Source organism: Leucobacter sp. G161, from assembly GCF_001482305.1.
Classification (GTDB): domain Bacteria; phylum Actinomycetota; class Actinomycetes; order Actinomycetales; family Microbacteriaceae; genus Leucobacter.
Genome location: NZ_LOHP01000106.1, coordinates 1 through 23,292, shown reverse-complemented (window position 1 = coordinate 23,292; position 23,292 = coordinate 1). Strand labels below are relative to the sequence as shown.

Here is a 23,292-nt window from a genome sequence, read left to right as displayed (position 1 = left end):
TGGGGATCCGTGAGTAGGCCGCCTGGTCAGAAGCTCCCGAAGCTCACCAACAAGCAGGAGCGTGAAGCGTACGCGGTGGCGACGGTGCGGGATAACGGCAATGAGTCCGGTCTTGGTATCTGCCAGAGGTGCGGCCGGTACGGGCCGTGTGACCGTGACCATAGGCAGAACCGCACCGCCTGGAATACCACGCCCGCGAACCTGCAGCTCCTCGGTGGAGCGTTCGGGTGTGGCTGCCACATCTGGAAGACAGAAAACCCCGCCAAAGCGATTCAGGCGGGGTTTTCTGTACCCAGGTGGGCTGACCCGCTCGAGTGGCCTGCATGGCGGAACGGGGTCGGCTGGGTGCTCTACTACGACGCCCCCGTGGAAGGGCCATGGTGGCGTCCGATCAGCGAGCAGGAAGCACGCGCACTCATGGAAGGGAAGGAGGAACACCGTGGCGAAGAAGGCCGTCGCGTGGTCGCGGATTCTTGAGCTGAAGCGCACGCAGACGCTCCCGGAAGTGTGTCTCACGTACGCCGAAGCGGTGCGTGACGGCGACGACTACGAAGCACGTGCATGCCTCGACGTCATCAACCTGATCGTCCGTCTTGAGGGCGGCTGGGAGGTGCTGGTGGAGAAGGGGGTGCTCGCATCAATCAGAAGGAAGGAGGTGCCCAGTGGCTCGGATCAGGACGATCAAGCCAGAGTTTTGGACTGACGGGGCGATGATCCGTCTGCCTATCGAGGTTCGCTTGTTCTATATCGGCCTGTGGAACTTTGCGTGTGACCGCGGTCATTTGGAGGATGATCCGCTCGGGTTGCGGCTGAAGATTCTTCCGGCTGATCCTGTCGACTCGGATTCGCTCGTGCAGCAGCTTGTTGATGCTGGTCGTTTGGAACGGTTGACGGTGGCGGGGAAGGCGTATTTGTTGATTCCGAGTTTTGGGGATCATCAGCGTGTTGATACTCGCTGGAAGTCTCGGTGTCTCGTGTGTGCTCAGGTGGTCTCCGCCGAACTCGAGGAAACTCACGCGAGTTTGGGTGAGACTCCTGGGATTGGTGAGGAGATCCCACGTAGGAGGGGAGGGGAGGGGAAGGGAAGGGAACGTAAGGGAGGGGAGGTCGCAAGCGACATTCCCCCCGCCCCCTCCTGTCGAAAACATGTGGGCTGGCAACACGATGGCCGTTGCGGTCCTTGCGGGGCAGACCGGCGAGCCTTCGAAGCGTGGGAGGCCGCCGAAGCATCGAAACCCAAACCGGTGAAACCCCACGTGCACACATGGATGCCCGCCGACGGCACTTGTCTGGGCTGTGACGAACGCCGAGACGAGGTGACCTGATGGGAACCCATGACGACGCGTTCGCGATGTTCCTCGCGTCCCGTGATGTGGTCGCGGTTGAGAGGGAACGTTTCCCCGTAGACAGTGCGGGCCTCCATCATGAGCGCCCGGCGCTGCGTTCGCCAGGGAAAGCCCGACTGCAGTACGTCGCTGAGGAAGTCGCGCAATGGGATGCCCAGTTCCCGGAGTGCAGGAACGGGCATCGGCTGTTCCCAGGCGCCTACTACGACGAGTTCAGGGGTGCTGCGACGTACAAGCGTTGCAAGACGTGTCAGAGCTTCAGGAGTCGAGCAGCGCATGAGCGCAGAGTTCGTGCTCGCATGAAACGAGAAACAGAGAAAGGATCACGATGAGCCGGAGCAGAGAAAGCGCGAAACAGGCCGGTACGGCATTCGAGGGGCTCGTGGCGAAGTACCTCGCGCGAGTGTTGGCCGAAGACCGTATCGAGCGGCGCGCGAAGCATGGCAGCAAAGACCGTGGCGATGTCGGCGGCGTTCGCACCGTCACCGGTGACCGGGTGGTCATCGAGTGCAAGGACGTTCGCAAGCTGAATCTGTCGGGCTGGGTGGACGAGGCCGAAGTCGAGCGCGGCAACGACGATGCCGCGGTTGGTGTGGTCGTGCATAAGCGGTCGGGCAAGGGCGAGAAGAGCATGGGCGAGACGTACGTGACGATGACGCTCGCTAATTTCGCGGTGCTACTTGGTGGTGGTCTGCGTGACTGAAATGCGGATACTCACGGTTCGGCAGCCGTGGGCGTGGGCGATCATCCACGGCGGCAAAGACGTTGAGAACCGGGTACGGAACATCGCCGGTGACTACCGAGGGCCGGTTGCGATTCACGCAGGGATCGCTTACGATCGCGGCTCGCACTTGGAATCTGAGCCGCTGCGAGCCGCACAGGACAAAGCAGCAGTGGCGGCCGGTGCAGAGGTGTACCCGGGCGGGTATACGTGGGACATCGGCCAACCCGACCCACGCAAGGCATGGAATATTCACGGCGCGATCATCGGCGTGGTCGACCTCGTGAGCGTGCACAAAGCCGAGACATGCCAAGACTGGGGACCGGTCGACGCAGGCACCATCGATCACTACTGGTGCTCGCCGTGGGCTGATGTTGACACTCACCACCTCAAGCTCGCCAACCCGCGCCCGCTCGCTACCCCGATCCCGTACAAGGGTGCGCTCGGGCTGCGACGCCTCGACAAGGAAACGATCGACACAATTACCGCGGCACTCGCTGCGGAGACAGGAGAAGGATCATGAGTGACACATTCACAGCCAGCACGGGGCGAACCGTCGCCGTCAAATCCCGATCAATGATGGGAACAGCCCTCGAGATTTCAGGGCTGGGCACGCGCACGACGGTGGACCGCGGTGACGGGGCAACGCTGCGTGAGTTCTTCCTGCATGAGCGCGACAAGGAACTCGGGCGCTGGCGGTGGCCGGAGAACCGGGCGTTTGTCGTCTACCCGCAGCCCGACGGGACTGTGACAGTGCTAGACGAGGTGATCGGGGACGGGCTTTTCACCTGCTACGGTCGCGCCACTGACGAGCAGACAACAGAGGGCGCAGCCGCTCTCGCCTATTTCGCTGCTCACCCGGAACCGCGCCCCTGGCACGACGCGAAACCCGGCGAAGTGTGGGTGCTGCGGGTTCGTGATGAGCCCGAGGGGCGGCCATACACGGTCGGGGATACCGGGTTCACCGGGGAGGACATCCGTGGCGAGTACTGGGGAGCTATCCCAGTCGAGAGCAATGTGTTCACTGCCGGTCGCCGTATCTGGCCGGAGGTTACCCCGTGAATGATCACACGACCCTGTCTGAGCGTAAGGCCACGAAAGCACCAGCGATCGTGGCCTTTCTCGTCGGTCTAACAGTCTCCGCGGCAGGTCTCATCCTCATCATCTTCAGTTTCACCGGTTCGACTATCTCCCCGGCAGTGACAGGCGCATACGTCGCGTCTGCCGTGTCTGCTGCCGTCACCTGTGTCGCTTGGGCGATGCACCGACTGAGGAGAAGAAATGGACACCACACCGACCGCAGAAACGATCGCGACCGATCTTGAACTCGCAATGCATGCGGGCAGCCCGTACGGCTACGAGTACGACGGCGGCAACACCGTCACCGTCGAAGTCTGGGACGACTTCACCATCGTGAAGACGTACACCGCAACCATCACCATCAAGGAGAACAACTAGTGGCAACAGCAGACATCACCATCGAGGGCTTCGTCGCCAAACCCGCGGAAACCCGTCAGGCCGGATCCGGCACCGTCACCACGATCACCGTACCCGTTGAACAGGGGCGCATGAAGGACGCCCAGTGGGTGCCCGACACCGACAAGGCAGGCCAGAAGATCACCCACTGGTGGGAGGCAGAATTCTGGAATGAGTACGGCGCGCAGGTTGGCCAGGAGATCCAGAAGGGCTACCTCGTCCACATCGAGGGGGAGCCGCGGCCGCGAGCCTACGTGAAGAACGACGGCACCGCAGGTATCGCTTTGACGATAGTGAACCCGACGATCTCGATTATCGTTCGCCGCCCGAGCCGCCAGCAGCCCCAGGGCGGCGCAGGAGTGGCCGGGTGGGCAACGGCACCCAGCGAACCGCTCCAGGGCGGCACGGGCGATCCTGGCGCGTTCGGCAACTTCGGTCCCGACGACGAAAACCCATTCTGACCCGCTAGCCATTCACGCGCTCCACTCTGGTGGGGCGCTTTCCATATCCGAGGGGCTGACCACAACGGTCAGCCCCTCATCCGCTACTACTCAGCTTCGCTCGTAAATGTCATACGTTTCGGGTTCCCCGAGTGGACTCATCCACCACACCTGTGCGACGCGACGCTCGCCCTTGAACATCACGCGCTCCATCATCTGCGCGTGGACCAGCAGATCGTTTTTGATCACTGCTGGCTTCGACTGTCCTGGCTTGAACGTACCGAGTGGTTCTGACAGCACAGGCTCATCACCAAGCGTTCCAAGGAAGATTTCAACACGCACGTGGTTGGCCTGAGTCCGGCCTGTGTTTCTGAGTGTGAAAACGGCTGCATCGTCGCCAGAAATTTCCCATTCCCCAGACCAAGAAACACGGCGAAACTCGCCACGGCGACGGTCTTCTCGCCTTCTTGACCGGATGTTTAGGACACCAACAACCAGGGTGCCAACTGTCCCGATCGCAATCGCGATCTGAATTCCTGTCTCAAAGATCATGCCCAGCACTCTATCCAAGATTGGAGGTCGCTTTGGCGATCCAATTTCTCGACTTTTTGCCGGATTCGGCGGAGCATCATCAGGCCTTGTAGAAGCAGGCCTCGAACTTGTCACCGCATACAACCATTGGGATCGCGCGATCGAGGTGCATTCCGCTAACCACATGGACGCCGACCATGTGCAGGGCGACCTGTCCGGGTACGACATGCGTCGTCTGCCGTGGACGCCAGTGTTGTGGGCGTCGCCGGAGTGCACCTGGCATTCGCCGGCCGGGGGCCGCAAGCGCGTGCAGGCGACCGCGCCGACACTGTTCGGCGACGACCCGCTCCCGGCAGACGCCGGCGTGCGATCGCGAGCCACGATGTACGACCCCATCCGCGCCGCCGAGGCTCGCAGCTTCGACGTGGTCGTCATCGAGAACGTCGTGGAGGTCGCCTCCTGGCCGCTGTTCGACCCGTGGCTGCGCATGTGGGAAGTGCTCGGCTACTCGTGGAAGATCGTGAACGTCAACGCGGCACACGTCTACTCGAGCACGAACCCTGCCGCGGGGCAGTGGCGCGACCGCATCTACGTCGTCCTCACTCGCAAGGGCGTGACGCCGCCCGCGCTCGAGCCGGCGCCGCCGGCGTATTGCCACCAGTGCGGCCGCGACGTCGCAACCCGTCAGCACTGGAAGAAACCCGGCGCCGAGGGTGCACCGCGCGTCGGGAAGTACGGGCAGCAGTACGTCTACGTCTGCGACGCTGGCGCGCACGCCCTGCAGGTCGTGGAGCCGTACGTTCTGCCCGCGGCCGCGGTGATCGACTGGACTGACCTCGGCATCCGAATCGGCGATCGTGAGAAGCTCGGCATGAGGCCGCTCGCTGCCGCAACCATGCGGCGCATTGAGGTTGGGCTGAGAATGTTCGCGCGCCCCGCGATCGTCGGGGCCGCCGGGCAGACGTGGGATGCCGCGAATCCGCGCCACCCGCGCTTCGGTGAGGACGAGAGCTACTACCGGGCATGGGACAGCCTCGCGCCGCTGAACGCTCGCCAGGCGGGCGGCAGCGGCGACGGGGTAGCGGTACCGCCGCACATGATCGCGGTCAATCATGCCGGGGACGCCTGTGTGCGGCGTCTTGATGCTGGCCCGGTGCCGACGCGGTCGACCAAGATCGGCGACGGCCTTGGGTTCCCGCCGACCCTCACCGAGTTTTACGGGCGGGGAGGTGCCGCTTCGACTGGGCGGCCTATGGGGACCGTGTCGACGCGCGAGCACCACGCGCTGACGGTGCCACCGTTCGTCGCTGAGCTCTACGGCACCGGCACCGCGCGCGGCGTTCAGGGCGCGGCACTCTCGACGGTCACCGCGGGTGGCAACCATCACGGCATCACCGTGCCGCCTGACGCGTTCCTGTCGCGGCAGTACGGCGGCTCATCGATGGAGCACCTCAACACGAGCGTCGCGCGGCCGACGCATCCGATCACCGCGAGCGGGGGAGGGAACCACGCCCTCGTCGTGCCCGAGCGCAAGCGGCCCGCGAGCCGCTACGAGGGCGACCTGCCGTTCACGCTCGACGATGTGCGGTTCAGGATGCTCGGCCCGCGCGAGCACCTCCGAGCTCAACGCTTCGCCGACGACTACGACACGAGCGCGGCGAACAAATCCGAGACAACCAAGGGCGCCGGCAACGCCGTCGCCGTAAACGTTGCGCACTGGATCGGACAGGGAGTGATTGCTGTGCTCGGCTGAAATCTCTGAGACCAAGGGGCTGACCGAGAACGGTTAGCTCCACTGCGCGCGGTTTCGGCTGAGCCAGTAGCGAGTGTTCTCCTCCATGTACAAACTTGCGAGTTGGCCGAGACGTTGACCAGTAACGTCGGGGTCTTCCAACCAATGCAGCAATTCTCGGCTGAGGATCTGGCTAGGCCCCATAACCTGTAACTTGCCTAGTAGACCCGACTCAATATTGGCCTCAAAGCCGTTTTTTACGTTCTGTGCGAGCTCGGTGAATTCCTCGACCCAGACCGCTACTTCTTGAGCGTGTGGGTAGCGGGAGGCGCCTAGCCGCATTACTTCTGCCAAGAAGTCTACGTTTCCTGATAGCCCTGGCGCCGCGCTTTCTCGCAGCTTTGCTGACCCCACAGTGATCGCCGTAATAGCACTCTCCATTTCGAGACGGAGCGCAGTCTCCGCTGCACGCTGCGCTGCCTGGTCCGCGTGGAGGATAGCTCGACTTGCTTGTGTCTCTGCGTGGCGAAGTGTGAAATGGATCGTTGCCCAAGTAGCTCCGGCAGTGATCAAGGCTGATGCCAGCACTTGCACCAGCGGCAACTCGAAAGTAATCGAGGGACTCGCAGTAGTCACGGCTCTCAATATTGGCTCAAACATGTCTCGCACTCTATCCAAGATTGGAGATCGCTATGACAATTCCAGTAGTCGCATCTGCCTGAACTGGAGAATGAGCCGCGCTCCACCACCCGGTGGGGCGCTTCCTGTACCCCGAAGGGCCAGTTTTGTGCTGGCCCCCGGTAGCGCAGTCCAAAAGAGAACTCAGTGTCAGTCGAAGGTGCGGCCATGGCACCACGCCACCTCGTCGCCCGTATCAACGAGACCACTTGTGTCGGTCCTAGTGAGCTGCGTAGTGGTCGTGATTCCGGAGCCCCAACCGCTGATCACCGAAAGAAAGTCGTTGAGAATGAGGTTTTGCTCTGCCTCGCTAAGGTCATTCATCTGAAAGGCGTAGTAGACATGTGATGTGGCATGATCCAGCCAGTCACGCATGCGCGCTGCGGCTTCGGGCTCAGATTCAAATAGAGAGATCTGAGCCAGAGATTTGGCCTGCACAAGCTCAGCGTCTTGTCGCGCAGTTGACACTCGCGGATTGTTGATGAGCTCTTGGTCGCCGTTCCAAGCCTTCAACGGTGTATAGCCGAGCGTCTTATACGCGAGTAGAGCCTTAATCATCGACAGCGCGGTTTCCTTTCTGGCGTCGTCGACCTTTTCCTTGAGCTCTGCTTCGAGACGCCTGCTTTCTCTCTTGTTTGCGTCATCTGCGATGGCTGTCGCTCGGTGGCCGTTAAACCATGCCAAACCGCCAAGAAAGACAGTGGCGAGGGCTGAGAAAACGGCAATTTGCCACATCAATTCGTCGAGCCTAGTTGGCTCGACATTTACGTCTATGACGGCATTCAACATTCCCGAACTCTATCCAAGATTGGAGGTCGCTTTGGCGATCTTTGCAATAGACCATTTTGCCGGCGTCGGTTGGGGTGTCGCCTGCCGCCGTCTCGGCATCATCGAGCATGGCGTCGAGATCGCGAAGCTTGCGCGTTACACGGAGAGCAACGATTGGGTGCTGCGCGACAACCAGCGCCCACCGGGCGAAACCGAGTACCACTCACGCTCGATTGAAGCTCCCGCACAAACGATTACTAGCCAGGCCCATCTGTTCCGGTTCGGTGAGCGCCCTGTCGCGCTGCAACCGCAGTACGGGGTTGGGGGTAACCCAGAGGAGCGGGGTGAGCGTCTTGCCGACGAGCCCGCGTCAACGATTACGAGCAAGGCCGGAAGCATGAAGTGGGTTGCTCGCGACAACAGTTCCAACAGCGGGAACGGGCTCCGAAGTCTCGATGTACCGAGTCGAACTATCACGAGCAAGGCTGACCGCATCCACGTTGACAGGCACGAGGAATCGCACCGCTTGACGCACCTTGAAGCCGCCACCCTGCAGTCGTTCCCGTCAGACATGCGGTGGCCGGGCAGCCAAGGTGAACGGTTCCTCGCGATCGGCAACGCGGTACCGCCGCTACTCGCCGAGGCAGTGCTCGGTGCGCTGCTCGCACCACCAGCAGAACGCAATGAATGGGATCTCGCATTCGCCGAGATCGCCGGATAACCAAAGGAAAGGATCTCTGAAAGCTTGAGAGTACTTATTCGAAGGCGCGTGCAGTGTTTCGCATCGAGCGTCCGATCGCGGTCACTGCGATCGCGAGGACGACGGAGAGTAGTCCCACTGCGAGAAGCGTTCCACTGAAAACCATTACCGGGAAGTTCATCTGCATCATGTTCAGCCCGACGAGAGGGGCGAGCTCAGCGCTCGAAAGCTCCGCAACGGCCGAACCAAAGCTGTACTGCATCCCAATTGTGAGCATCAACCCGAACAAGGTGCAGATGGTGCCGACAACATACAAGACAACGAGTGCGGGATTCCTCATATGGTCACCATACCCATTTGTAGACCGCGCTGGAAAGGATCTCTGATGGAGACCAACGAAGAACATGCGACACACGCAATCGACCACACCTCGCGAGGGTTCGGGATCTACGGGGACTTCACCGACTTATACGGAGAGAAGTTCACTATCCAGGAATCGTCACTCGCAACCGAACCGTGCGTGTGGATCGGCGCTGGTGACAATCGAGGCCACTTGACCGTCGAGATGGCTACGCACGTGCGCGACCAGCTCACGGGCTGGCTGCAAGACGTGGGCGCAGCCACCCCCGGTAGAGGGAGAGAGCAGCGATGAAGCGTAGCTACACCTCCAAAGGGAAGTGTCGGCCGCACCGGTGGGCACCGTTCTTCACGCCCGCGGGCGCGCCGATGCGTAAGTGCGTCGAGTGTCTGCGCATCGGGGCCGCACCGAGCGGCCCGAACCTCAACAAATTCTTTAGAAAGGGGATCTGATGACTAACCCAACACCCGAACAGATCGAAGCTGGGGCGTTTTCTAGTGCTTGTCCCGGTTTTTGGTGCTGTCGTAGAGCGTCCCGATGACGATGCCTGCCGGGATGCAGATGCTGAGCCAGAAGCCGAGGTCGTCCGTGGATAGTCCAATGGCAAATGCTGCGCCGACGCCGAGCGGGATCCCGTAGGTGATGCCGACGTGTTTGTTGTCTTTCATGGCCGCTCTAATTGCGCCCGTATTTCTTTGCGTTCTTTGTACGAAAGCGGCGGCCCATGACGTCCCCAGCAAGCCACAGTATCGCACCCGAAACGAGGACTATCCCGGCTATCCCGATCAATGATTCCATACCGAACACGCTAACAGGAGAACAGAAACCATGACCGGTAAAGCAACACCCGAACAGATCGAAGCCGCAGCTGAGGCAATACGGGAGCGATCAACCTGGCCATCGATGCACTGGCCCGATATTGGCGGAGTAGACCACCTAGACACTTCAAATGCACTCGCTAGCGCCGCTCTCGTGGCTGCGGCTGGTGTCACCCCACAGGAACCGACACGAGAACAGCGAATGAAGCTTGGAAAGATGATTGAGCAGGCACTTGGGCAATGCGGCATCAGTGTGACCTACGCGCTTGCCGGACCAGCTGAGCTGTTCGATGTGGCAGGCATATTGCTGCGCGAGTACCCCGCCTTCGCCACCCCGTCGCAGGTAGACGAAGCGGCCCTGTACGAGGCGATCGATAAAGCGCAGCGGGTGTGGAACGGTAACGGCCGGCATGAGCCTATGGCGGCCGCGATCACACGCTCAGTACTCGAGCTGGTGCGGGGTGGTGGGCAATGAGCAGAGAACCCACCACCGGCATCTACTCCTTGGGCTTTGGCGGCGTGAACGCGGCCACGCCACCAAAAACCAAAGCGAGCACTGCGCCAGCCCACACATTCTTCGCCAACCCCCACAACGGGAAGAAAGCCATCAAAGCGACCGCGACCCAAAGAAGCCAATTCGGTTTGCGTCGGTTGCTGCTGTCCATCCATCACACGCTACGACTCGGAGATGAGAACCCAATGAGTGCTGGCATGTCAAAGCCCGCACGCCCGAACACGAAGGAGGACCATGATGACCAGTCTTGAAACCCTGGCAGAGCGCGCGGAGACTGCCCGTGCCCGTCTCGTCGCATGGGATGAGCGCCACAGCGTCAAGGGCTTCGATCACGGGATGCTGAACCTCAGCCTCCGCGCCCGCAATGGGAAGACCGGCATTGATGGGCTCGCACGACAGCGTGCCACCCTGCAAGAAGCCGTCGACAAAGCGGAGACGAAGCTACGCCGAGCCCGGGCCGTCCCGTGTCTCGCAGCCGAGAAGACCGCGGCCGAAACCGTGCACGCCGAGATCGACCTCAAAGCCATCCACGAAGGCAAAACCGAAGTGCTGTGGACACTCAACGGCGGCTGGCTCAAAGTCATCCGCTGGAACCGCAAAAGCGTGACCGTGGACATGGCAGGGACGCGTGACACGATCCCGCACGCACAAGTAGGAGGAGCACGATGACAAGGAAGACGGGCCTATCTCTCAACCGAGATCCAGGTGAGCCTGTCCGCTACTTCTTCCGGTTGGTGAGGAGCATCGCCCCGTACCCGCCGATAATGCCGACCGCCATCCCGATGGCGAGGATAGCTGCCGGGTTCTCTGACCCGGCACCGAACGCGGCTCCGAGTGCGAGGCCCAACACGAGACCTGTGCCGACGTGCGCGGCACCTTTTGGTGTCTTGTTTTCTGTACTCATGACACCGATTTTAAGAAGCTTCCGATGTGTTTGGATCCGCCGTTTGGGGGAGTTTCGGGAGCTCAAGGATGAACAAATGATTCCCCTGAAGGAGGAACACGATGGCTGACCTAGACAAGCTGCGATCCGACGCGGAAACCGCACGCCAGTACGCCCAGCACCACGGGGTGAAGATCTGGACGGAACACATCTTTGCTGCGCTCGCGCTCGCTGACGCCGCCCTGGCCCGTATAGCCAAGGTAGAAGCACTGCACCATAAAATCACGCGCTACGGAACCGACAGGTATTCGATCAGTTCGGAGAGCTACGAGGATGATCCGAGCAGTTACGAAGACATGGAACCGTTCGATGTCTGCGCCGAGTGTTATGCGGTTGAGAAGCTGATCTGCGAAGAGTGCGGCGGCGATGCCCCTGTCGGGCACCGATCAAATTGGCCGTGCCCGACCTCGCGCGCCCTGACAGAAGGAGAGAACGATGGATGCGAGTGAAGTCGTCGCCGCAGTGCATCGGCGTGACCAGCTCTTGCGAGAGGCAACCGCGCTGACTCAGCTCGCCAATGAAATTGAGGCAAGTCATAAGGTGTTCGGTTATCAAGAGGTCTACGGGACGAGCAGGGAAAAGACCTTCCGGCCAGTCGCACACAGCCAGCAGAAGCGGCTCGTGGGACTAGCGAGAGAGCACGCTGGCGAGATCCGGGCAGAGGCCGACCGGATCATGGAATCACTCGAAAGTCGTGCCCGGTGACCGCCCCTGATGTGCGTACCGCCGCACAAGCAGAAGCGGAGCGAATCCACATTCCGCTCGATCGGCATGGGTGTGCGAGCGAACTTCATACATAGGACGTGTTCAGCGTCGTCTCTGTGTAGGCTGCAGGAATGGCAAAACTTATTTACAACTTCGGCGTCCACGGCGATAGCACTACGCTCGAGGGCGTCGATGACGTCAGAGAGATGAGTGAAGTCTGGGAAACTGAGGGAGTGGATGTGGTGAGCGTCAAAGTGGACATGCTAGATGGAACAGTCAAGAGTTTCAGCCCAATTCGAGCAGACTACATACTTGTGCGCTGACCTATCTAAAACCCGCCTACTCTTGCTGGATAGGATCGTGCCGATCTGCGTGCCTCTATCCGTCTCATCGAAAAACACGAGGCCCCCGCAGAAGGTGAATCAGTCGAAGCGATCCACGCCGACCTCGCAGCGAAATGCCCGCCAGGTTTCGACCTCATCGAAGCGCCTGTGAAGATGGGCAAGACCGGTGGAACCATCACCGCGAACGGGATCTATATGCGCCGCGATACCACACGCGAGAACGAAGCTGCCACGCGTGTGGAACTCGCCGCGCAAGTCCCCGAGGGCTGGCACATGCTCTATGTCCTCAACGATGCCTGACCGCATCTTGCGCGCCGTGCGGCTGCGGGCCGAAGGGTGGACGCAGCGAGTGCAGCAGCCCCTCAGCCGGGGCCGTACCTCCAAACAGTTCGAGCAGCTTCGCGCCCGCGTGAATGCCTGCCCGAAGGAGCTTTGTGGCGATGGGGTTCTCCCCTGGGCAGGCCCCTGAAAGCCGGATGCTATGCCCTTACTGTTCGAGGGGCGTAGCTGGTGCCCAGACTCGGTCGCGAGGGTGCCGAGCAGCCGCTCAGTTTATTCTTGGCTCTTCTTAGAGCGCGATTTGATCATTCCGAACACGATGGTGCCAACGAAAAGAATGATACCGATGACCGCGAGCCAGACGAGGCCTTTGAACACGAACCCCACGACGGAGAGAATCGCCCAGAGGACGAGGAGAATAACGATGATTGCCCACATGCGGCTGATGTTACGCCAGTTGGTGGCAGATAGATAGGTTTGGGAGGGATGGCGAGCAGCCGGTAAACCATCGTCGGTGGGCCAGTCGGGGCTCCCTGCGCGACCCTGATGCGGAAGCTCGCCGTTCAGTGCGACCGCCAGGATGGGTGGCGATGTTTGGCCTAAGCAGAGCGCTCTAATGAGTTCAAGAAAGGATCGCCAGTTGCAGGATCTACGACAAGTTCCGCGACGCCTTTTGCTCCGCGGCTTGTGAGGATCTCAAGAAGCTCTCGGGCACCGTTCTGAAAGGTTTGTGCTGCATCAGGCGAAGCGAACCCATGCGTCATGCCGAACTGCTGGAGCTCCAAGAGTGCCTCGCGGAGAGCCCGCGTGTCTGCGTGAGAAGGTGGCACATCGCTGGGGAGATAACGTACGGCCTCGGCCGCTTTGCGAACTCGATCGAAGACTGTCATGCCGCCACCCTACCTAGGAAGTCGGCATGACAGCCAGAGCCCGTAAATGGAGCCTCTGAATCAAAGATTATAGGGCGCAATGTTCTTATCGTCCTTCTCAGGATGGCGGATAAGCCCTGGATCAGCCTGTCCCTTGCGCGGATCCTCGTCGCCATCGAACACCTCGTCAGCGCCGTCCATCACTGGCTCATTAAGCGTTTCTTCTTCTGGCTTCACCGGATCGATGCTCTCTGGCCTGCCGGTTTTTTCGTCCACGATGACCTCCGTTATGTTGGGAGCCCAACGGTATCCCGCGGATCAGTGAATGCGTTCAGGAAGCGTTCGGGTTCAGCCGTGGCTCACGTTGTGTCCGTGCTGTGGCCTGAAAGCTGCAACTACCTGGGAATAGCGCCATGCACGGACGATGTCGCAGGCTGGTTGAGCAGCCCTTCGCTGGAGTTGAAGAAGATGTCATCCAGTGGCGCGAAGCCAAGCCCGCTGGCGCCAGCCCGGTAGTAGAGCCAGTACACACCCAATCCGATGCCGAACACGGCGACCATGATGACCAGCCCCCAAAGCTGGGCGATGAGCTTATCCTCACGGTTTCTGTTTCGAACTTCGACGGGGCAACGGGTCCCCGGCCGATGCTTCGTCGAGGGGCAGCGCTCGTTAAACTGGCACATGTCGCCCACACTACCGAAGACCAGGGAAATTGCTACAGTTCAGCTATGACTGTCCCAAGTCCCTCATGGGAACCTAAGTCGATTCGATGGGGTCATACCGTAGGCTGGCTCGCTGCGGCAATGATCGTTGTAGGCGCTATCTACTTGATCGCCCCGAAAGTGAAATCGGCTCAGCCCAGCGATATGTGCACGGCGTGCGTTGAAGCAGTCGCTTCGTGGGCAGGGGTCGATCTTGAAAGCGTTGAAGGCAGAGACGTGAGCGCTGAGAACTTGACTGGCGCGGGCTGGGACTTCCGCGGGACATACCCGGGCGGGGAGTGGGCGTGCGGGGGCACGAATGGTGAAGCGCGCCCTGCACAGGTGATCGCCTACCCAGACGGGGGACTGGCTCGACAGCTGCTTTGAAGACTGCCCGACGGCCGCCCGGTCTCAACTATTAATGGACCTGACCGCGCCTGACGTGCTGCCTCACGCGAGTATCTCTCGCTCGAATTCAAGCAGCCGGCCTATGAGTGTCGAGACCGTCCTTACCGGCTTGAGTGTCTGCAACGAGCAGGAGAAATGTCTGCAGGTAAACACCCTGAGAAAGTTGGGGCAGCTCCCGCCAAGCAGTCTCGAGGGAATCTCGGACCAGCTGATCGGCCTCGGAAGGATCATCGGTGATCCGTGTAAAGAAAGCCCGCAGCATGGGTGCGTAACGTCTCACGATGACGGCGAAGGCGTCAGTGTCGCCGTCCGCGGCACGGCCCAACAGTATGTGGTCACTTGCTGATCCGAGCAGATCGCGACTGTTTTCAAAGCTCATCCTGCGCTCCTCGTCTCTAAGGGGCTCATGAGGTGCGCAAGGTGGCGTTACCCCACTGGGACCACCCATCCTCAATCTCCCCGCGTGAAACGTCACAATCTCTTAGGAAACGTCAAGGTGTAGGTGCGGATTGGCGGGGTTTCTATCGGGCACTGACAAGCCACTGGCAAAACATGGGCAAGGCACCGGTATCTGCTCGCTCGGTAACGAGTTCGGGGCCACCAAATGGCACTTCCCGAATATGCGAAACCGGGCTACGATAACGGCGAGCGTTTGCTCCTGCCTCACCGCACATGCAGGACTGAACTCTCGCCATACAGATAGCCCCGCTCAACAACCACCCCTAGGTCTCGAGCGGGGCTATCGCTTTCTCCGACGAGGAGCTAAGTTCGTGGGAAGGTTCCCCGCTTGACCAAGGGTGTTTGGGCGAGCGGGGCCTTTTGCGTCTTGGCCCCTGCGTGTCAGCCCCGCCACCTACACTGTTCGAACAAACATTCGAACGGAGGAATTGTGGGCCGCACAGAACGTGACAACGCTATCGAACGCGAACGCATGCCATACGTCCAGATCGAAGCAAACCTGTGGGCCGTCATGCGCTACCCCAAAACCCATCCCGTCGCGATGATCGTCGGCCTCGCAAACCGCGACAACGTACCCCTGTACTTCGTGCAGACCTGGCATCCCGAGCCATCACGGCGCCGCGTCATCAGCCAGCACGACACCATTGAAGAGGCGAACGCGTCCGTGCTGTGGGATCGTGCTGTGATCGACGCAGCCGCGAAGACGCGCGTTGGGCCGCCGAATGGGCGGCGGGCAGCAAGCGGGCTGATGTAAGGTCGAAGCTGGTGGCGACGCAGCCACGGTAATTTGGAAAGTGGAGCGTGTGGCTGACGAACTAGAGATGCCTTTCAACACATTGAAAGATCATGAGTATCTTCGCTCGATCGCGCGTGTTGATGCCGACGAGTGGCTTAGAAAGAACCACGTTGTCTATGACCTTCTACCTGAGCCCCAGCGGCTTGCGTGGATTTCACAGTGCGGAATACGCCGCCAGAAGGCTCTGGGCTGCCTCGACTACTTGGCGGAGGAACCCCGGGTGGAGAATGTGGCTCTCCTGTCTCCAGTGATCAGCATCTTCGCGCTCGTAGTAGGCGGCGGCGCGCTGGTATGGGTGAAGCTCGAGCCCTTATTGGTGGTGGTGCTCCTGACACTCATTGTTCTGATTTTGCTCGCCCTATTTGGCTTGAACAGTAGCTTGAGCGAAAGCCGCAAGAGGGCCGCATGGGCCAAAGCATGGGGAGCAGCAATCAGGGACGCGGCCCCACAAGGTTCTTGCGTACTGGAGACATGCTCGTTTTGCGGTCCGGAAGGGGGCAAAGCTCCAGATGGGGCGACTGGTCCTGCGGTAGCTGCTATAGATAGCCAAGATCGCGAGCAGTGAAAGAAAGCTTGGTGTCTGAGCTTGCCTAGAGCTGGCAACGAAAAAATAGCCCCCGTGCTCAACTTCCATAACGGGAGCGAGAACGGGGGCTTTTCGTGTTTCAGTGAGCTACTTGCCGTAGCGGGGCGTGTACGTCGGCTGCGCGATATGCAGACCGAGAATGTACCCCCACTTCGGGGACGCATACACCTCGAGGAAACGCACGATCGCGTAACCCGCATAACCGGCGCCGGCCGCGACAAGCGTCTGATACCCGCCAAGGTCGACCCCCGTAGTGCGGAGCACGACATCAACGATGAGCGTCACGACGAGGGGGAGCAGCGTAGTGCGCACCACCGCGTCAGTGACCTGGGCAGACTTCGATTCTTCAGCCACAGAGGGCCTCCTTAACTGAGAGCGGCGCCGACCTTCGACGCGATAATGAGCAGCGTGAACAGGGTTGCCACGGACGTGAGGATCCCGCCGACGGCGCCGACGACGAGATACCAGGGAGTACGCGGACGCACCTTCCCCTCGACTTGCGTCACGCGTAGCTCAAGGGAGCCGAGCCGCGTCCCGTGATTAGCGAGCCGCGTCTCGTACTCCTCTTGCTTGTCCTTCGTGATGGTGACGTGGTGCGGCAGGTCGGACTGCAGCAGGGTCACGTCTTTGCGGAGTCCCTGCACTTCGGAGTAGATCGCGTCAAGCGTGACGCGTGCCGACGGGACCTCCCCGGTCATGCGGTGTGGAGGTACGCGTCGGAGTCGAGCACGGACACCGTGCCGGTCTTCTTGTTCGCCTGGCCCGCGTACACCGACAGGTAGACGGCAAACCCTGCAGGGACCGCGCGCTGGAAGGTCGCGTTCTCACGGATCATGCCGTGCTTGTCCGCCTCGACACGGTGCAGGTAGTGCGGCGACGTCTTTTTCGCTTTCGTGTCGTACCAGTCGTACCGGAGCTCGAGGATGTCGCCGGGCGCGAACCCGTCACCGTAGAGGTGCGCGGTGAGCGTGTAGGGGCCGATGCCGCCGACAACGTTCTCCTTTGCGCCCTTCGCGTTGACGAGGTAGAGGCGTTCCTTCGGCTTGATATTCCGGGACTTGCGGTAGGGCTTGTGGTAGTGAATCACGGTGTCACCTTTCGGGGGAGCAGGGGAGGGTTTAGCAGGTGCCGTCTTGATGTATGGCACCGGGTCGACGTAGGCGCCGTCTTCCTCGAGCATGAAATGCAGGTGCGGGCCCGTCGATGCGCCGGACGAGCCGACGTACCCGACACCGACACCGACACCGACGTACTGGCCGACCTGCACGAGAGGCGACTGTTCCCGCATGTGCAAGTAGAGGGTCGCGGAACCGTCGCCTGCGATGCGCACCATCCAGCCGCCACCGGTCGGGTCCCAGCCGTTGTAGACGACGGTGCCTCCGTGTGCGGCACGGATGAGAGTGCCTGCGTCAGCTTTGTAGTCCTGCCCGTTGTGCAGGCCGGCGCCGATGACGCCGGGGATTGCATCCCGCCACCCGAATGCGTCGGAGAGTGGCGCGCCTGGGATGGGGTGCGAAAGCACGATTGCCATGGGTGCTCCTTTCTGAAATAGGAAAGCCCCGCCGGAATGGGCGGGGCTTGGGTAGTAACTTGAACGGTTGTCGTCGGAGACGGGGCAAGTGTTCGAGTATTCGGGTATCTTGATGGGCATGTCGCCAGTAGCCTCAGAATGCCCAGTTCACGGAGCACAAAGATCGGGACTAGCCAGCCTCGTCTCGTCGAGAAACGTGACGCTCTCTGGCAACACCGAACCCTGTCCGGTGCCTGGGTGTAGCCAGAAGATGCGCGTAATGGATGGCACGTTTGACTTCACCGAAGATGGGACTGCGATCCCTTTGGAAGCGCCTGACTGGTCTCGGCGGATTCTCGCTGAGGTTCAGGCAGTTTTCAGTCGGGCTTCCGAAGAAGTTGCGGCTAAACCGTCAAAGCCAGTTGAACGGATTGCCCAAGACGCTGAGAATGAAGCGCTTTCGCGGATCGCTGAGTCTTCGAGTGAAACCGCGGCGCTGCTGCGGGAGTTCATTCCTGAAGCTTTGGCCCGTGCTGGGCAAGCTCCGGCCACTCGCCACCTCGGGAAACGAGCAAAGTTCTCTGTCGCCCTGAAAGCAATTGGGGTTACGGCCGGGATTTTGGCCGGGCTCTCGACAACGGCCTGGAATGTCATGCAAATTTATGACTGGGTTGCCGAGAAAGTGGTGTCGGGAGCTGACACTAATGGCCTCGAGCTGCCCCCTGCCTTCACACAGGACGACATCCTGGTAGTGCCTGACCGCCTTGATGGCGATGCGCTACAAGGGCAGCTTGAAACTTAGGGTTGGCCGTTTCTAGGTTCGGGTGTGCCGAGCCGAGGACGCCATCGTGCTGCGGGCGCCCTCGACTCTTTCAACTCCCAGCGCTGGCCTGAGCGGCGGCTTGCAGTGTGCGCACTTGCACTTCGGCGATGATCGCGCGCTGCGTAAGCTGCTTGATCTCTTCAGCCATTGCGGCCATCACTTCTGCTGCTTCAATTTCCATAGCTGGGCTCCTTCGTGATCGTTGATAGGAGCGACTCGAGATCTTCGACTCGCCCCAAAAGTGCTTTGACCGCCAAAGCGATCGCGGCTGGTACTCGGTCGTATTGAATGCCTGTCAGCTCGCCGTCGCCGTCGTACTGGCAGAGGATTCCGAGACCTGCCGATTCCATGTCCTCAGCGATGAACCCGGGGATCCGGCGCGGCACACTTTCGGGGAACGGTTTCCAATTCGGGTCGATGATCTTTGCCCCGTCCGCTTCAGCCTTCGCGACGAGCCGGGAGTCCTCGATCTGCGCGAGCTCGCCCTTGTCGAGCCAGGTCGATGCGGACACATCGAGAATCGCGTAGGGGTTGACATCGAGTGGCCGAATATCGGCTTTATGTTTCCTGAGCGATGTTGCGCGCAGGATCTTCCAATCCGGTCCTGACACAACGTTCGCTGAACGGGTGGTGTCAGCCAGGTTGTATAGCCAGACCCCGCCACCGGTTCGGTTCCAATTCTCAATCCTCCCTGTCTCGGATGTGATCTTGGTATGAATGAGGTTGTCTGACCCGCACCAGGTCGCTCCTTCCGAGGAGATCCGCGTGTATCGGTCTCCGAAGTGCGTCAGGAGGCCACCGTTTGTGGTGTCGTCTAGGCGCACGCGACGGCTGCCGTCTTGCGCACGGAAGACGAGCTGCATGGCGTCGCTGGTCACTTTGCCGAGATACCCACGGTTCTGCCCCATGGTGGCGCTGCCGGTATCGTCTTGGAAGTAGATACCGGGGTCGCCCTCAGATCCTGCCGACTGGTTGCCGGTCTGGATAGTGAGAAGGGTTCCCCCGTATTTGTTCTGCCACCAGATCGCGCCGCCCCCGTCTGCATGCTGCGTGAGTGGCTGAATGACAACGCGAGCCTTCCCCACAGGGCTGGTGCGGATTGTCCCGCCGGTGACGGTCGAGCCCTCAACGACGCCCGCTGTGATGGTTGCCCGTGTCGCGTCGAGCCTGAATGACTCCGCCCCTGAGTTTGTGTAGCCAACAAGCTGGTCACCGACCCATTTGATGCCCCGGTTGCGGCCGCGACCGACTGGAACAGCGGCGAGGTGATCTGGAACGCATCCAGCGCACCAACTGACAAATGGTCAGTGATGATCGCGCCGGCCTTGATCGCGGGCGTCGTGATAGCGTCAGACTCAATCAGGGTCGCTCCGACACCGCACCGCACATCGAGCGACATCAGCGTGACTGACCCCGACGACCACAGCGCTTTCCTGAGCCACACCGCCATCGAAGCGGCGCCCGCGGGCGCTACGAACTGGCCCTCGGTCCACTGCCGCCCGTACCCCATGCCGGTGAGTTCCGTCGTGGCGGATGCTGACCCGGCGATCATGCTTTGTGCCGCATCGTAGAACGCGACCTCAATATCTGCTCGGCGAACGTTCGCGCCAGCAGGAGCAGATCCGTGCCAGTCAGAGATCCCCAACTCGGCTCGGACGGAGAACACCTGGCCGGGTTCCGCATCCACCATGTTGGCACGCCCAGTCGAGGACACCAGGCCGCCTGTGAGCGTCGCACAGCGTGCCTTCGTCCCGTCCGTTCCGCTACCTGGCCCGAACGTGTAGAACGTGCCGCGCACGCCGGTTTCTGAGCGAGCTGTGATCACCGACCCGCTCGCAGGGTTAAACAGTACTCGTGGGTGCGCCCACGGGATTAGCCCACTTCCAGACACGATGACTCGGCTAGCAAGCAGATCCGTGAAGAACGCGGAGTCGCCCACCAATTGGCTGATGAATGCTTGATTCATCACGCCGGTGTCGCCGATAACCTTCGACGCTTTTACCGTCACGAACTCGCCGACCGCAGCGGCGACTGACTCAGCCTCGATCTTACGGGCCGTGATTGATCCGTCTACGATGAGTTCGCCCGCGGTCATCTCCCGTACTTCGGGCTCCATGAACTCAACATCCCCGGTGTACGGTGTCCGTGAAGACACCCCGCACCGGAAATATGCGGCGTCCGAAGGCGCGTCGCCTTCCCACGAGATCGGCTGCCACACGTTCGCTGCAGGAGATGGCAGGCCAACGAGCAGTGCCGCAGACCCGACTTGTGTGCCGTCAGCCTTAAACCAATGCCCGGTCAGTCCCACGGCGACGCCCGCGGACACGGTACTGGTTTTGAACCGTGCAGCCATCCGATACCGTGTGCCGGGGATCACAGGGATTGCGAACGCTTTCACCGAAGCAGCAGAAGTGCCCGACACATAGTTCGTGTTGTGGGCGGGGTTGGAGGGGAAGCTCATGATGCCCTGCCCGGTCGGGCCTCCCTCAGGGATGATGATGCCGCCGCTTCCGGTGACACCAGACCAGAACACAGGGTCGGAGAATCCTCGCGGATCCTGGATCAGGTTGTCGTACGACCCCACGATGAGTTTCGCGATCGACGCCGATTTCGCCTTCAGTCGGACGCCGTCGAGCTCGCCGTAGGTGCCGGCACCGATTGCGACCTGCGGGATGATCGTCTCATCGAGCGGGCGTGGCATCCAACCGAGCGCCGTCCATTCCCACATCCCGACGAACGCGTTTGAGACGTGCCGCATCCACAGTGCACCGAGTGGCTTCCCGGCCCCGTCAGACGCGACTGGCGCCTTCGCGTTCACCGTCAGCTTGCCCTTCGCAAGCGACGCCTCAACAGAGGCACTGTTGGCCTCGGAGATGGCCGTATTCGCGCGCTCCTGCGCCTCAGTAACCCGCGGCGTAAGTTCCTCATCCAAGTCCTTCACCGCGGTCAACGCGCCCTGCACGCCACCCTCAGCTTCAAGCGCCTTATCGAGCGCGTCGACGGCATCCTGCTTCGCCTGCTGCGCATCGTCTGCGGCTTCCTGCGCCCGTTCAAGCGCGGCCTGCACCTCAGACACCACCACGATTGATCCCACAGGAGAAGGCAGGGAGTCCTTCCCGAGGAAGTCCAACGCGTACAGGCGCGCCTCAACGACAGTCCCGACCAGGAGGCCGGTGACCACCGTGCCCTGGTCCTGCCCATGCAGCACCCACGCCCCGAAGGGCTTCCCGGGCTCCTGCATCCGCGTCTCGACGAGGACATGCGAGAAATGCAGCGGCGGCACGTACGGGTCACCGTCGCCCTGCACTCGCCCGTCCCACGCGATCGACACGGCCCCATTGGCAGACGCCAAGACAGGCCTAGTCGGCGGATCCAGACGCGCAAGCGGGTACTGCGTCACCACCTGGACGCTTCTCGACCAGTCGCCCACGATCCCCGTAGAGGACACCGCACGGACCCGAATCGTCACCAGACGGGACGGCTCCTGCCCGCTGAACCCGGCAGACACGTCCTCCGAGCGTGTGCGAGCAGTCCCGCATTGCACGTCGTAATAGTCGACACCATTCAATGCGACACCATCGACGTCGGTCGTCACGGCTGCCCAGGACACATCAACTGATGAGAGGGGCATCGCCCCAAACCAGTATCCGAGTGACTTGCCAATCACTCCCGTAGGAGCTGCGGGCTTTGCGCGGTCCGCGCGCGAGGGGATACTGCCGTCACCGGCAACATCGTTCGCGCCATGCACGATCCCCTTGAGACGCTTCTGCGCACGCACTTCAGCATCCACAAACCGGTCATTCAGCGTGATCCGGGCACGCATGTCGCCCGCGTCCCACGCCAGCCCGAGCTCGTCGACGCGCATATGCTCCACGACGCCGTCAAGGTCAGGGGCGAGCACGAAGTCGCCGAGCTGGTAGTCAACGAGCGGCAGCACATCGATAGCGGCGATCGCGCGCGTGTACTCACGTCGCGGCGCCGTCGCCCGCTTGATCTCCTGCCCGATCAGATCAAGGGCAGTACCGTCTGTCGAGATCGAATCGTTCGCGATGACCTTCACACGGTCACCGTGCGCGACAGTCGCACCGGGCACAGCACGCTGCCACGACTTCCCGTCCTTCCCATCCACACGAATATGCGTGAACAGGTTCTCCACAGTCGCCCGGACAGGGGCTTCGTCAACGTCAGTGAACTGCAGGTCCAGGTTACGGCGCACCGCAGCAGACTCGACGTTGGTGACTACCAGCTTGCGGCCCTCAAAATGCCAGTCAATGAACCCGTAATTCGTGAGATCACTGAGCACATCTAGGAGCGTCATGCCCGGTTCGTACGCGACTGTCGTCCGTGCACCCCACGGCTTCCCCGCAGAATCCTTCACCGTATCGAAACCGTACGTCATGCCGGGAAGCGTCGCGTACTTCGCGCGCGACTCACCCAGCACCGACAAAAGGATCTGCCCGGGCGACGCCGACAAGAACTGGCGCTTCCCGTCACTGTCATACTTCGCGCCCGAATTCTCACTAGGACGCAAAATCTGGCAGCGATCCAACAGCGCCGAATACGACTTCAGCGTGACAGTGGGCACATCAAGATCAGCAGACGGATCCGAGCGCGCCTCAGACGACACAAACCGGGCATTGCGTGGTTCAACCCACGCGCCACCCTGCTCGACCTGCACAGCCACCTCACGCTGCCCAGACACCAGCCTCGCCACATCAGTGACAGCCGGAACCTTCACCGACAGAGCGCCCAGATCGTTCTGCGCAAAAGACGCATCCCACGACACC

Annotated in this window: 35 protein-coding genes; 19 read left to right on the top strand and 16 right to left on the bottom strand. The window is 61.2% G+C overall.

The window, feature by feature from the left end:
• The 7 genes from AUL38_RS17845 to AUL38_RS16670 form a co-directional block, all read left to right on the top strand.
• Window positions 1-477, top strand: a 477-nt coding sequence (locus AUL38_RS17845; RefSeq protein WP_235590765.1) for a hypothetical protein, incomplete at its 5' end; no start/stop codon positions are given.
• Window positions 440-703, top strand: a complete 264-nt coding sequence (locus AUL38_RS16690) for a hypothetical protein (protein WP_059063983.1) — start codon at window positions 440-442, stop codon at window positions 701-703. The genes AUL38_RS17845 and AUL38_RS16690, both read left to right, overlap by 38 nt.
• Before the next feature lie 971 nt (window positions 704-1,674).
• Window positions 1,675-2,049: a hypothetical protein gene (locus tag AUL38_RS16685; protein ID WP_059063981.1), complete on the top strand. Its 375-nt coding sequence runs from the start codon at window positions 1,675-1,677 to the stop codon at window positions 2,047-2,049.
• The gene (locus AUL38_RS16680; RefSeq protein ID WP_201023790.1) at window positions 2,042-2,590 is read left to right on the top strand and encodes a hypothetical protein; all 549 of its coding nucleotides are present in this window, start codon (window positions 2,042-2,044) and stop codon (window positions 2,588-2,590) included. Before AUL38_RS16685 ends, AUL38_RS16680 begins: the two co-directional genes overlap by 8 nt.
• Window positions 2,587-3,129 carry a hypothetical protein gene (locus AUL38_RS16675; protein ID WP_059063976.1) on the top strand — a complete coding sequence of 181 codons (543 nt, stop codon included), beginning with the start codon at window positions 2,587-2,589 and terminating at the stop codon, window positions 3,127-3,129. Before AUL38_RS16680 ends, AUL38_RS16675 begins: the two co-directional genes overlap by 4 nt.
• Before the next feature lie 219 nt (window positions 3,130-3,348).
• Window positions 3,349-3,525, top strand: coding sequence for a hypothetical protein (locus tag AUL38_RS17510; protein ID WP_161937467.1), 177 nt, complete (start codon window positions 3,349-3,351; stop codon window positions 3,523-3,525).
• Window positions 3,525-4,004: a single-stranded DNA-binding protein gene (locus tag AUL38_RS16670; RefSeq protein WP_059063974.1), complete on the top strand. Its 480-nt coding sequence runs from the start codon at window positions 3,525-3,527 to the stop codon at window positions 4,002-4,004. Before AUL38_RS17510 ends, AUL38_RS16670 begins: the two co-directional genes overlap by 1 nt.
• 90 nt (window positions 4,005-4,094) lie before the next feature.
• Here AUL38_RS16670 and AUL38_RS17270 read toward each other — a convergent pair whose 3' ends face one another.
• Window positions 4,095-4,535, bottom strand: coding sequence for a hypothetical protein (locus tag AUL38_RS17270; RefSeq protein WP_153006656.1), 441 nt, complete (start codon window positions 4,533-4,535; stop codon window positions 4,095-4,097).
• On the opposite strand from AUL38_RS17270, the gene AUL38_RS16660 reads away from it, so the two are divergent.
• Window positions 4,534-6,267 carry a DNA cytosine methyltransferase gene (locus tag AUL38_RS16660; RefSeq protein ID WP_059063970.1) on the top strand — a complete coding sequence of 578 codons (1,734 nt, stop codon included), beginning with the start codon at window positions 4,534-4,536 and terminating at the stop codon, window positions 6,265-6,267. The two genes, AUL38_RS17270 and AUL38_RS16660, sit on opposite strands and share 2 nt — an antisense overlap.
• Before the next feature lie 33 nt (window positions 6,268-6,300).
• Here AUL38_RS16660 and AUL38_RS16655 read toward each other — a convergent pair whose 3' ends face one another.
• Both AUL38_RS16655 and AUL38_RS16650 read right to left on the bottom strand, forming a co-directional pair.
• Window positions 6,301-6,906, bottom strand: a complete 606-nt coding sequence (locus AUL38_RS16655) for a hypothetical protein (protein ID WP_059063968.1) — start codon at window positions 6,904-6,906, stop codon at window positions 6,301-6,303.
• Window positions 6,907-7,074: 168 nt separating this feature from the next.
• Window positions 7,075-7,713, bottom strand: a complete 639-nt coding sequence (locus AUL38_RS16650; protein ID WP_059063965.1) for a hypothetical protein — start codon at window positions 7,711-7,713, stop codon at window positions 7,075-7,077.
• On the opposite strand from AUL38_RS16650, the gene AUL38_RS16645 reads away from it, so the two are divergent.
• A complete protein-coding gene (locus AUL38_RS16645) occupies window positions 7,697-8,413 on the top strand; it encodes a DNA cytosine methyltransferase (RefSeq protein WP_201023789.1) in 717 nt (238 codons plus the stop codon). The two genes, AUL38_RS16650 and AUL38_RS16645, sit on opposite strands and share 17 nt — an antisense overlap.
• A gap of 34 nt (window positions 8,414-8,447) precedes the next feature.
• On the opposite strand, the gene AUL38_RS16640 is transcribed toward AUL38_RS16645, so the two are convergent.
• Window positions 8,448-8,732 (bottom strand): hypothetical protein, encoded by a 285-nt coding sequence (locus AUL38_RS16640; protein ID WP_059063962.1) that lies wholly within the window; start codon window positions 8,730-8,732, stop codon window positions 8,448-8,450.
• Between the two features lie 45 nt (window positions 8,733-8,777).
• On the opposite strand from AUL38_RS16640, the gene AUL38_RS16635 reads away from it, so the two are divergent.
• Window positions 8,778-9,044, top strand: a complete 267-nt coding sequence (locus tag AUL38_RS16635; protein WP_059063960.1) for a hypothetical protein — start codon at window positions 8,778-8,780, stop codon at window positions 9,042-9,044.
• 200 nt (window positions 9,045-9,244) lie between these two features.
• On the opposite strand, the gene AUL38_RS17630 is transcribed toward AUL38_RS16635, so the two are convergent.
• A complete protein-coding gene (locus tag AUL38_RS17630) occupies window positions 9,245-9,418 on the bottom strand; it encodes a hypothetical protein (protein WP_201023788.1) in 174 nt (57 codons plus the stop codon).
• 367 nt (window positions 9,419-9,785) lie between these two features.
• On the opposite strand from AUL38_RS17630, the gene AUL38_RS16630 reads away from it, so the two are divergent.
• Both AUL38_RS16630 and AUL38_RS16625 read left to right on the top strand, forming a co-directional pair.
• Entirely contained in the window at window positions 9,786-10,043 is a 258-nt protein-coding gene (locus AUL38_RS16630; RefSeq protein ID WP_153006653.1) for a hypothetical protein, read from the top strand.
• 273 nt (window positions 10,044-10,316) lie between these two features.
• The gene (locus AUL38_RS16625) at window positions 10,317-10,751 is read left to right on the top strand and encodes a hypothetical protein (RefSeq protein WP_059063956.1); all 435 of its coding nucleotides are present in this window, start codon (window positions 10,317-10,319) and stop codon (window positions 10,749-10,751) included.
• 49 nt (window positions 10,752-10,800) lie between these two features.
• Here AUL38_RS16625 and AUL38_RS16620 read toward each other — a convergent pair whose 3' ends face one another.
• Entirely contained in the window at window positions 10,801-10,986 is a 186-nt protein-coding gene (locus AUL38_RS16620) for a hypothetical protein (protein ID WP_059063954.1), read from the bottom strand.
• A gap of 101 nt (window positions 10,987-11,087) precedes the next feature.
• Between AUL38_RS16620 and AUL38_RS16615 the strand changes: the two genes are divergently transcribed.
• The 4 genes from AUL38_RS16615 to AUL38_RS17505 all read left to right on the top strand — a co-directional run bounded on the left by AUL38_RS16615 (window position 11,088) and on the right by AUL38_RS17505 (window position 12,374).
• Window positions 11,088-11,474 carry a hypothetical protein gene (locus AUL38_RS16615; protein ID WP_059063952.1) on the top strand — a complete coding sequence of 129 codons (387 nt, stop codon included), beginning with the start codon at window positions 11,088-11,090 and terminating at the stop codon, window positions 11,472-11,474.
• Complete coding sequence (locus tag AUL38_RS16610; RefSeq protein WP_059063950.1) at window positions 11,461-11,730, top strand: hypothetical protein; 270 nt, start codon at window positions 11,461-11,463, stop codon at window positions 11,728-11,730. The genes AUL38_RS16615 and AUL38_RS16610 overlap by 14 nt, the downstream gene beginning before the upstream one ends.
• A 131-nt stretch (window positions 11,731-11,861) precedes the next feature.
• The gene (locus AUL38_RS16605; protein WP_059063948.1) at window positions 11,862-12,053 is read left to right on the top strand and encodes a hypothetical protein; all 192 of its coding nucleotides are present in this window, start codon (window positions 11,862-11,864) and stop codon (window positions 12,051-12,053) included.
• A gap of 168 nt (window positions 12,054-12,221) precedes the next feature.
• The gene (locus AUL38_RS17505) at window positions 12,222-12,374 is read left to right on the top strand and encodes a hypothetical protein (RefSeq protein WP_161937466.1); all 153 of its coding nucleotides are present in this window, start codon (window positions 12,222-12,224) and stop codon (window positions 12,372-12,374) included.
• Between the two features lie 252 nt (window positions 12,375-12,626).
• On the opposite strand, the gene AUL38_RS17625 is transcribed toward AUL38_RS17505, so the two are convergent.
• From AUL38_RS17625 to AUL38_RS16590, 4 genes are all read right to left on the bottom strand, one after another.
• Window positions 12,627-12,791: a hypothetical protein gene (locus AUL38_RS17625; RefSeq protein ID WP_201023787.1), complete on the bottom strand. Its 165-nt coding sequence runs from the start codon at window positions 12,789-12,791 to the stop codon at window positions 12,627-12,629.
• A gap of 512 nt (window positions 12,792-13,303) precedes the next feature.
• The gene (locus tag AUL38_RS17265) at window positions 13,304-13,498 is read right to left on the bottom strand and encodes a hypothetical protein (protein WP_153006652.1); all 195 of its coding nucleotides are present in this window, start codon (window positions 13,496-13,498) and stop codon (window positions 13,304-13,306) included.
• 119 nt (window positions 13,499-13,617) lie between these two features.
• Window positions 13,618-13,905 (bottom strand): hypothetical protein, encoded by a 288-nt coding sequence (locus AUL38_RS16600; RefSeq protein ID WP_059063946.1) that lies wholly within the window; start codon window positions 13,903-13,905, stop codon window positions 13,618-13,620.
• Between the two features lie 493 nt (window positions 13,906-14,398).
• Window positions 14,399-14,710: an RNA polymerase sigma factor gene (locus AUL38_RS16590; protein ID WP_059063942.1), complete on the bottom strand. Its 312-nt coding sequence runs from the start codon at window positions 14,708-14,710 to the stop codon at window positions 14,399-14,401.
• Window positions 14,711-15,220: 510 nt separating this feature from the next.
• Here AUL38_RS16590 and AUL38_RS16585 point away from each other — a divergent pair.
• On the top strand, window positions 15,221-15,544 hold the full coding sequence (locus AUL38_RS16585; protein ID WP_059063940.1) for a hypothetical protein: 324 nt from the start codon (window positions 15,221-15,223) through the stop codon (window positions 15,542-15,544).
• A gap of 49 nt (window positions 15,545-15,593) precedes the next feature.
• Window positions 15,594-16,151 (top strand): hypothetical protein, encoded by a 558-nt coding sequence (locus AUL38_RS16580; RefSeq protein WP_059063938.1) that lies wholly within the window; start codon window positions 15,594-15,596, stop codon window positions 16,149-16,151.
• Window positions 16,152-16,259: 108 nt separating this feature from the next.
• On the opposite strand, the gene AUL38_RS16575 is transcribed toward AUL38_RS16580, so the two are convergent.
• The 3 genes from AUL38_RS16575 to AUL38_RS16565 are packed head-to-tail and all read right to left on the bottom strand — an operon-like array spanning window position 16,260 to window position 17,703.
• Window positions 16,260-16,526, bottom strand: a complete 267-nt coding sequence (locus AUL38_RS16575) for a hypothetical protein (RefSeq protein ID WP_059063936.1) — start codon at window positions 16,524-16,526, stop codon at window positions 16,260-16,262.
• A gap of 11 nt (window positions 16,527-16,537) precedes the next feature.
• Complete coding sequence (locus tag AUL38_RS16570) at window positions 16,538-16,870, bottom strand: hypothetical protein (RefSeq protein ID WP_059063934.1); 333 nt, start codon at window positions 16,868-16,870, stop codon at window positions 16,538-16,540.
• The gene (locus AUL38_RS16565; RefSeq protein ID WP_059063932.1) at window positions 16,867-17,703 is read right to left on the bottom strand and encodes a M23 family metallopeptidase; all 837 of its coding nucleotides are present in this window, start codon (window positions 17,701-17,703) and stop codon (window positions 16,867-16,869) included. Before AUL38_RS16565 ends, AUL38_RS16570 begins: the two co-directional genes overlap by 4 nt.
• Before the next feature lie 259 nt (window positions 17,704-17,962).
• Here AUL38_RS16565 and AUL38_RS16560 point away from each other — a divergent pair, with 259 nt between their 5' ends.
• Window positions 17,963-18,484, top strand: coding sequence for a hypothetical protein (locus tag AUL38_RS16560; protein WP_059063929.1), 522 nt, complete (start codon window positions 17,963-17,965; stop codon window positions 18,482-18,484).
• Window positions 18,485-18,554: 70 nt separating this feature from the next.
• On the opposite strand, the gene AUL38_RS17930 is transcribed toward AUL38_RS16560, so the two are convergent.
• From AUL38_RS17930 to AUL38_RS16550, 3 genes are read right to left on the bottom strand one after another with little or no spacing between them, the layout of a single operon-like run.
• A complete protein-coding gene (locus tag AUL38_RS17930; RefSeq protein WP_255355626.1) occupies window positions 18,555-18,686 on the bottom strand; it encodes a hypothetical protein in 132 nt (43 codons plus the stop codon).
• Entirely contained in the window at window positions 18,676-19,413 is a 738-nt protein-coding gene (locus AUL38_RS16555) for a hypothetical protein (protein ID WP_059063927.1), read from the bottom strand. Before AUL38_RS16555 ends, AUL38_RS17930 begins: the two co-directional genes overlap by 11 nt.
• Window positions 19,380-23,207 (bottom strand): hypothetical protein, encoded by a 3,828-nt coding sequence (locus AUL38_RS16550; RefSeq protein ID WP_153006650.1) that lies wholly within the window; start codon window positions 23,205-23,207, stop codon window positions 19,380-19,382. Before AUL38_RS16550 ends, AUL38_RS16555 begins: the two co-directional genes overlap by 34 nt.
• Window positions 23,208-23,292 lie beyond the last annotated feature (85 nt).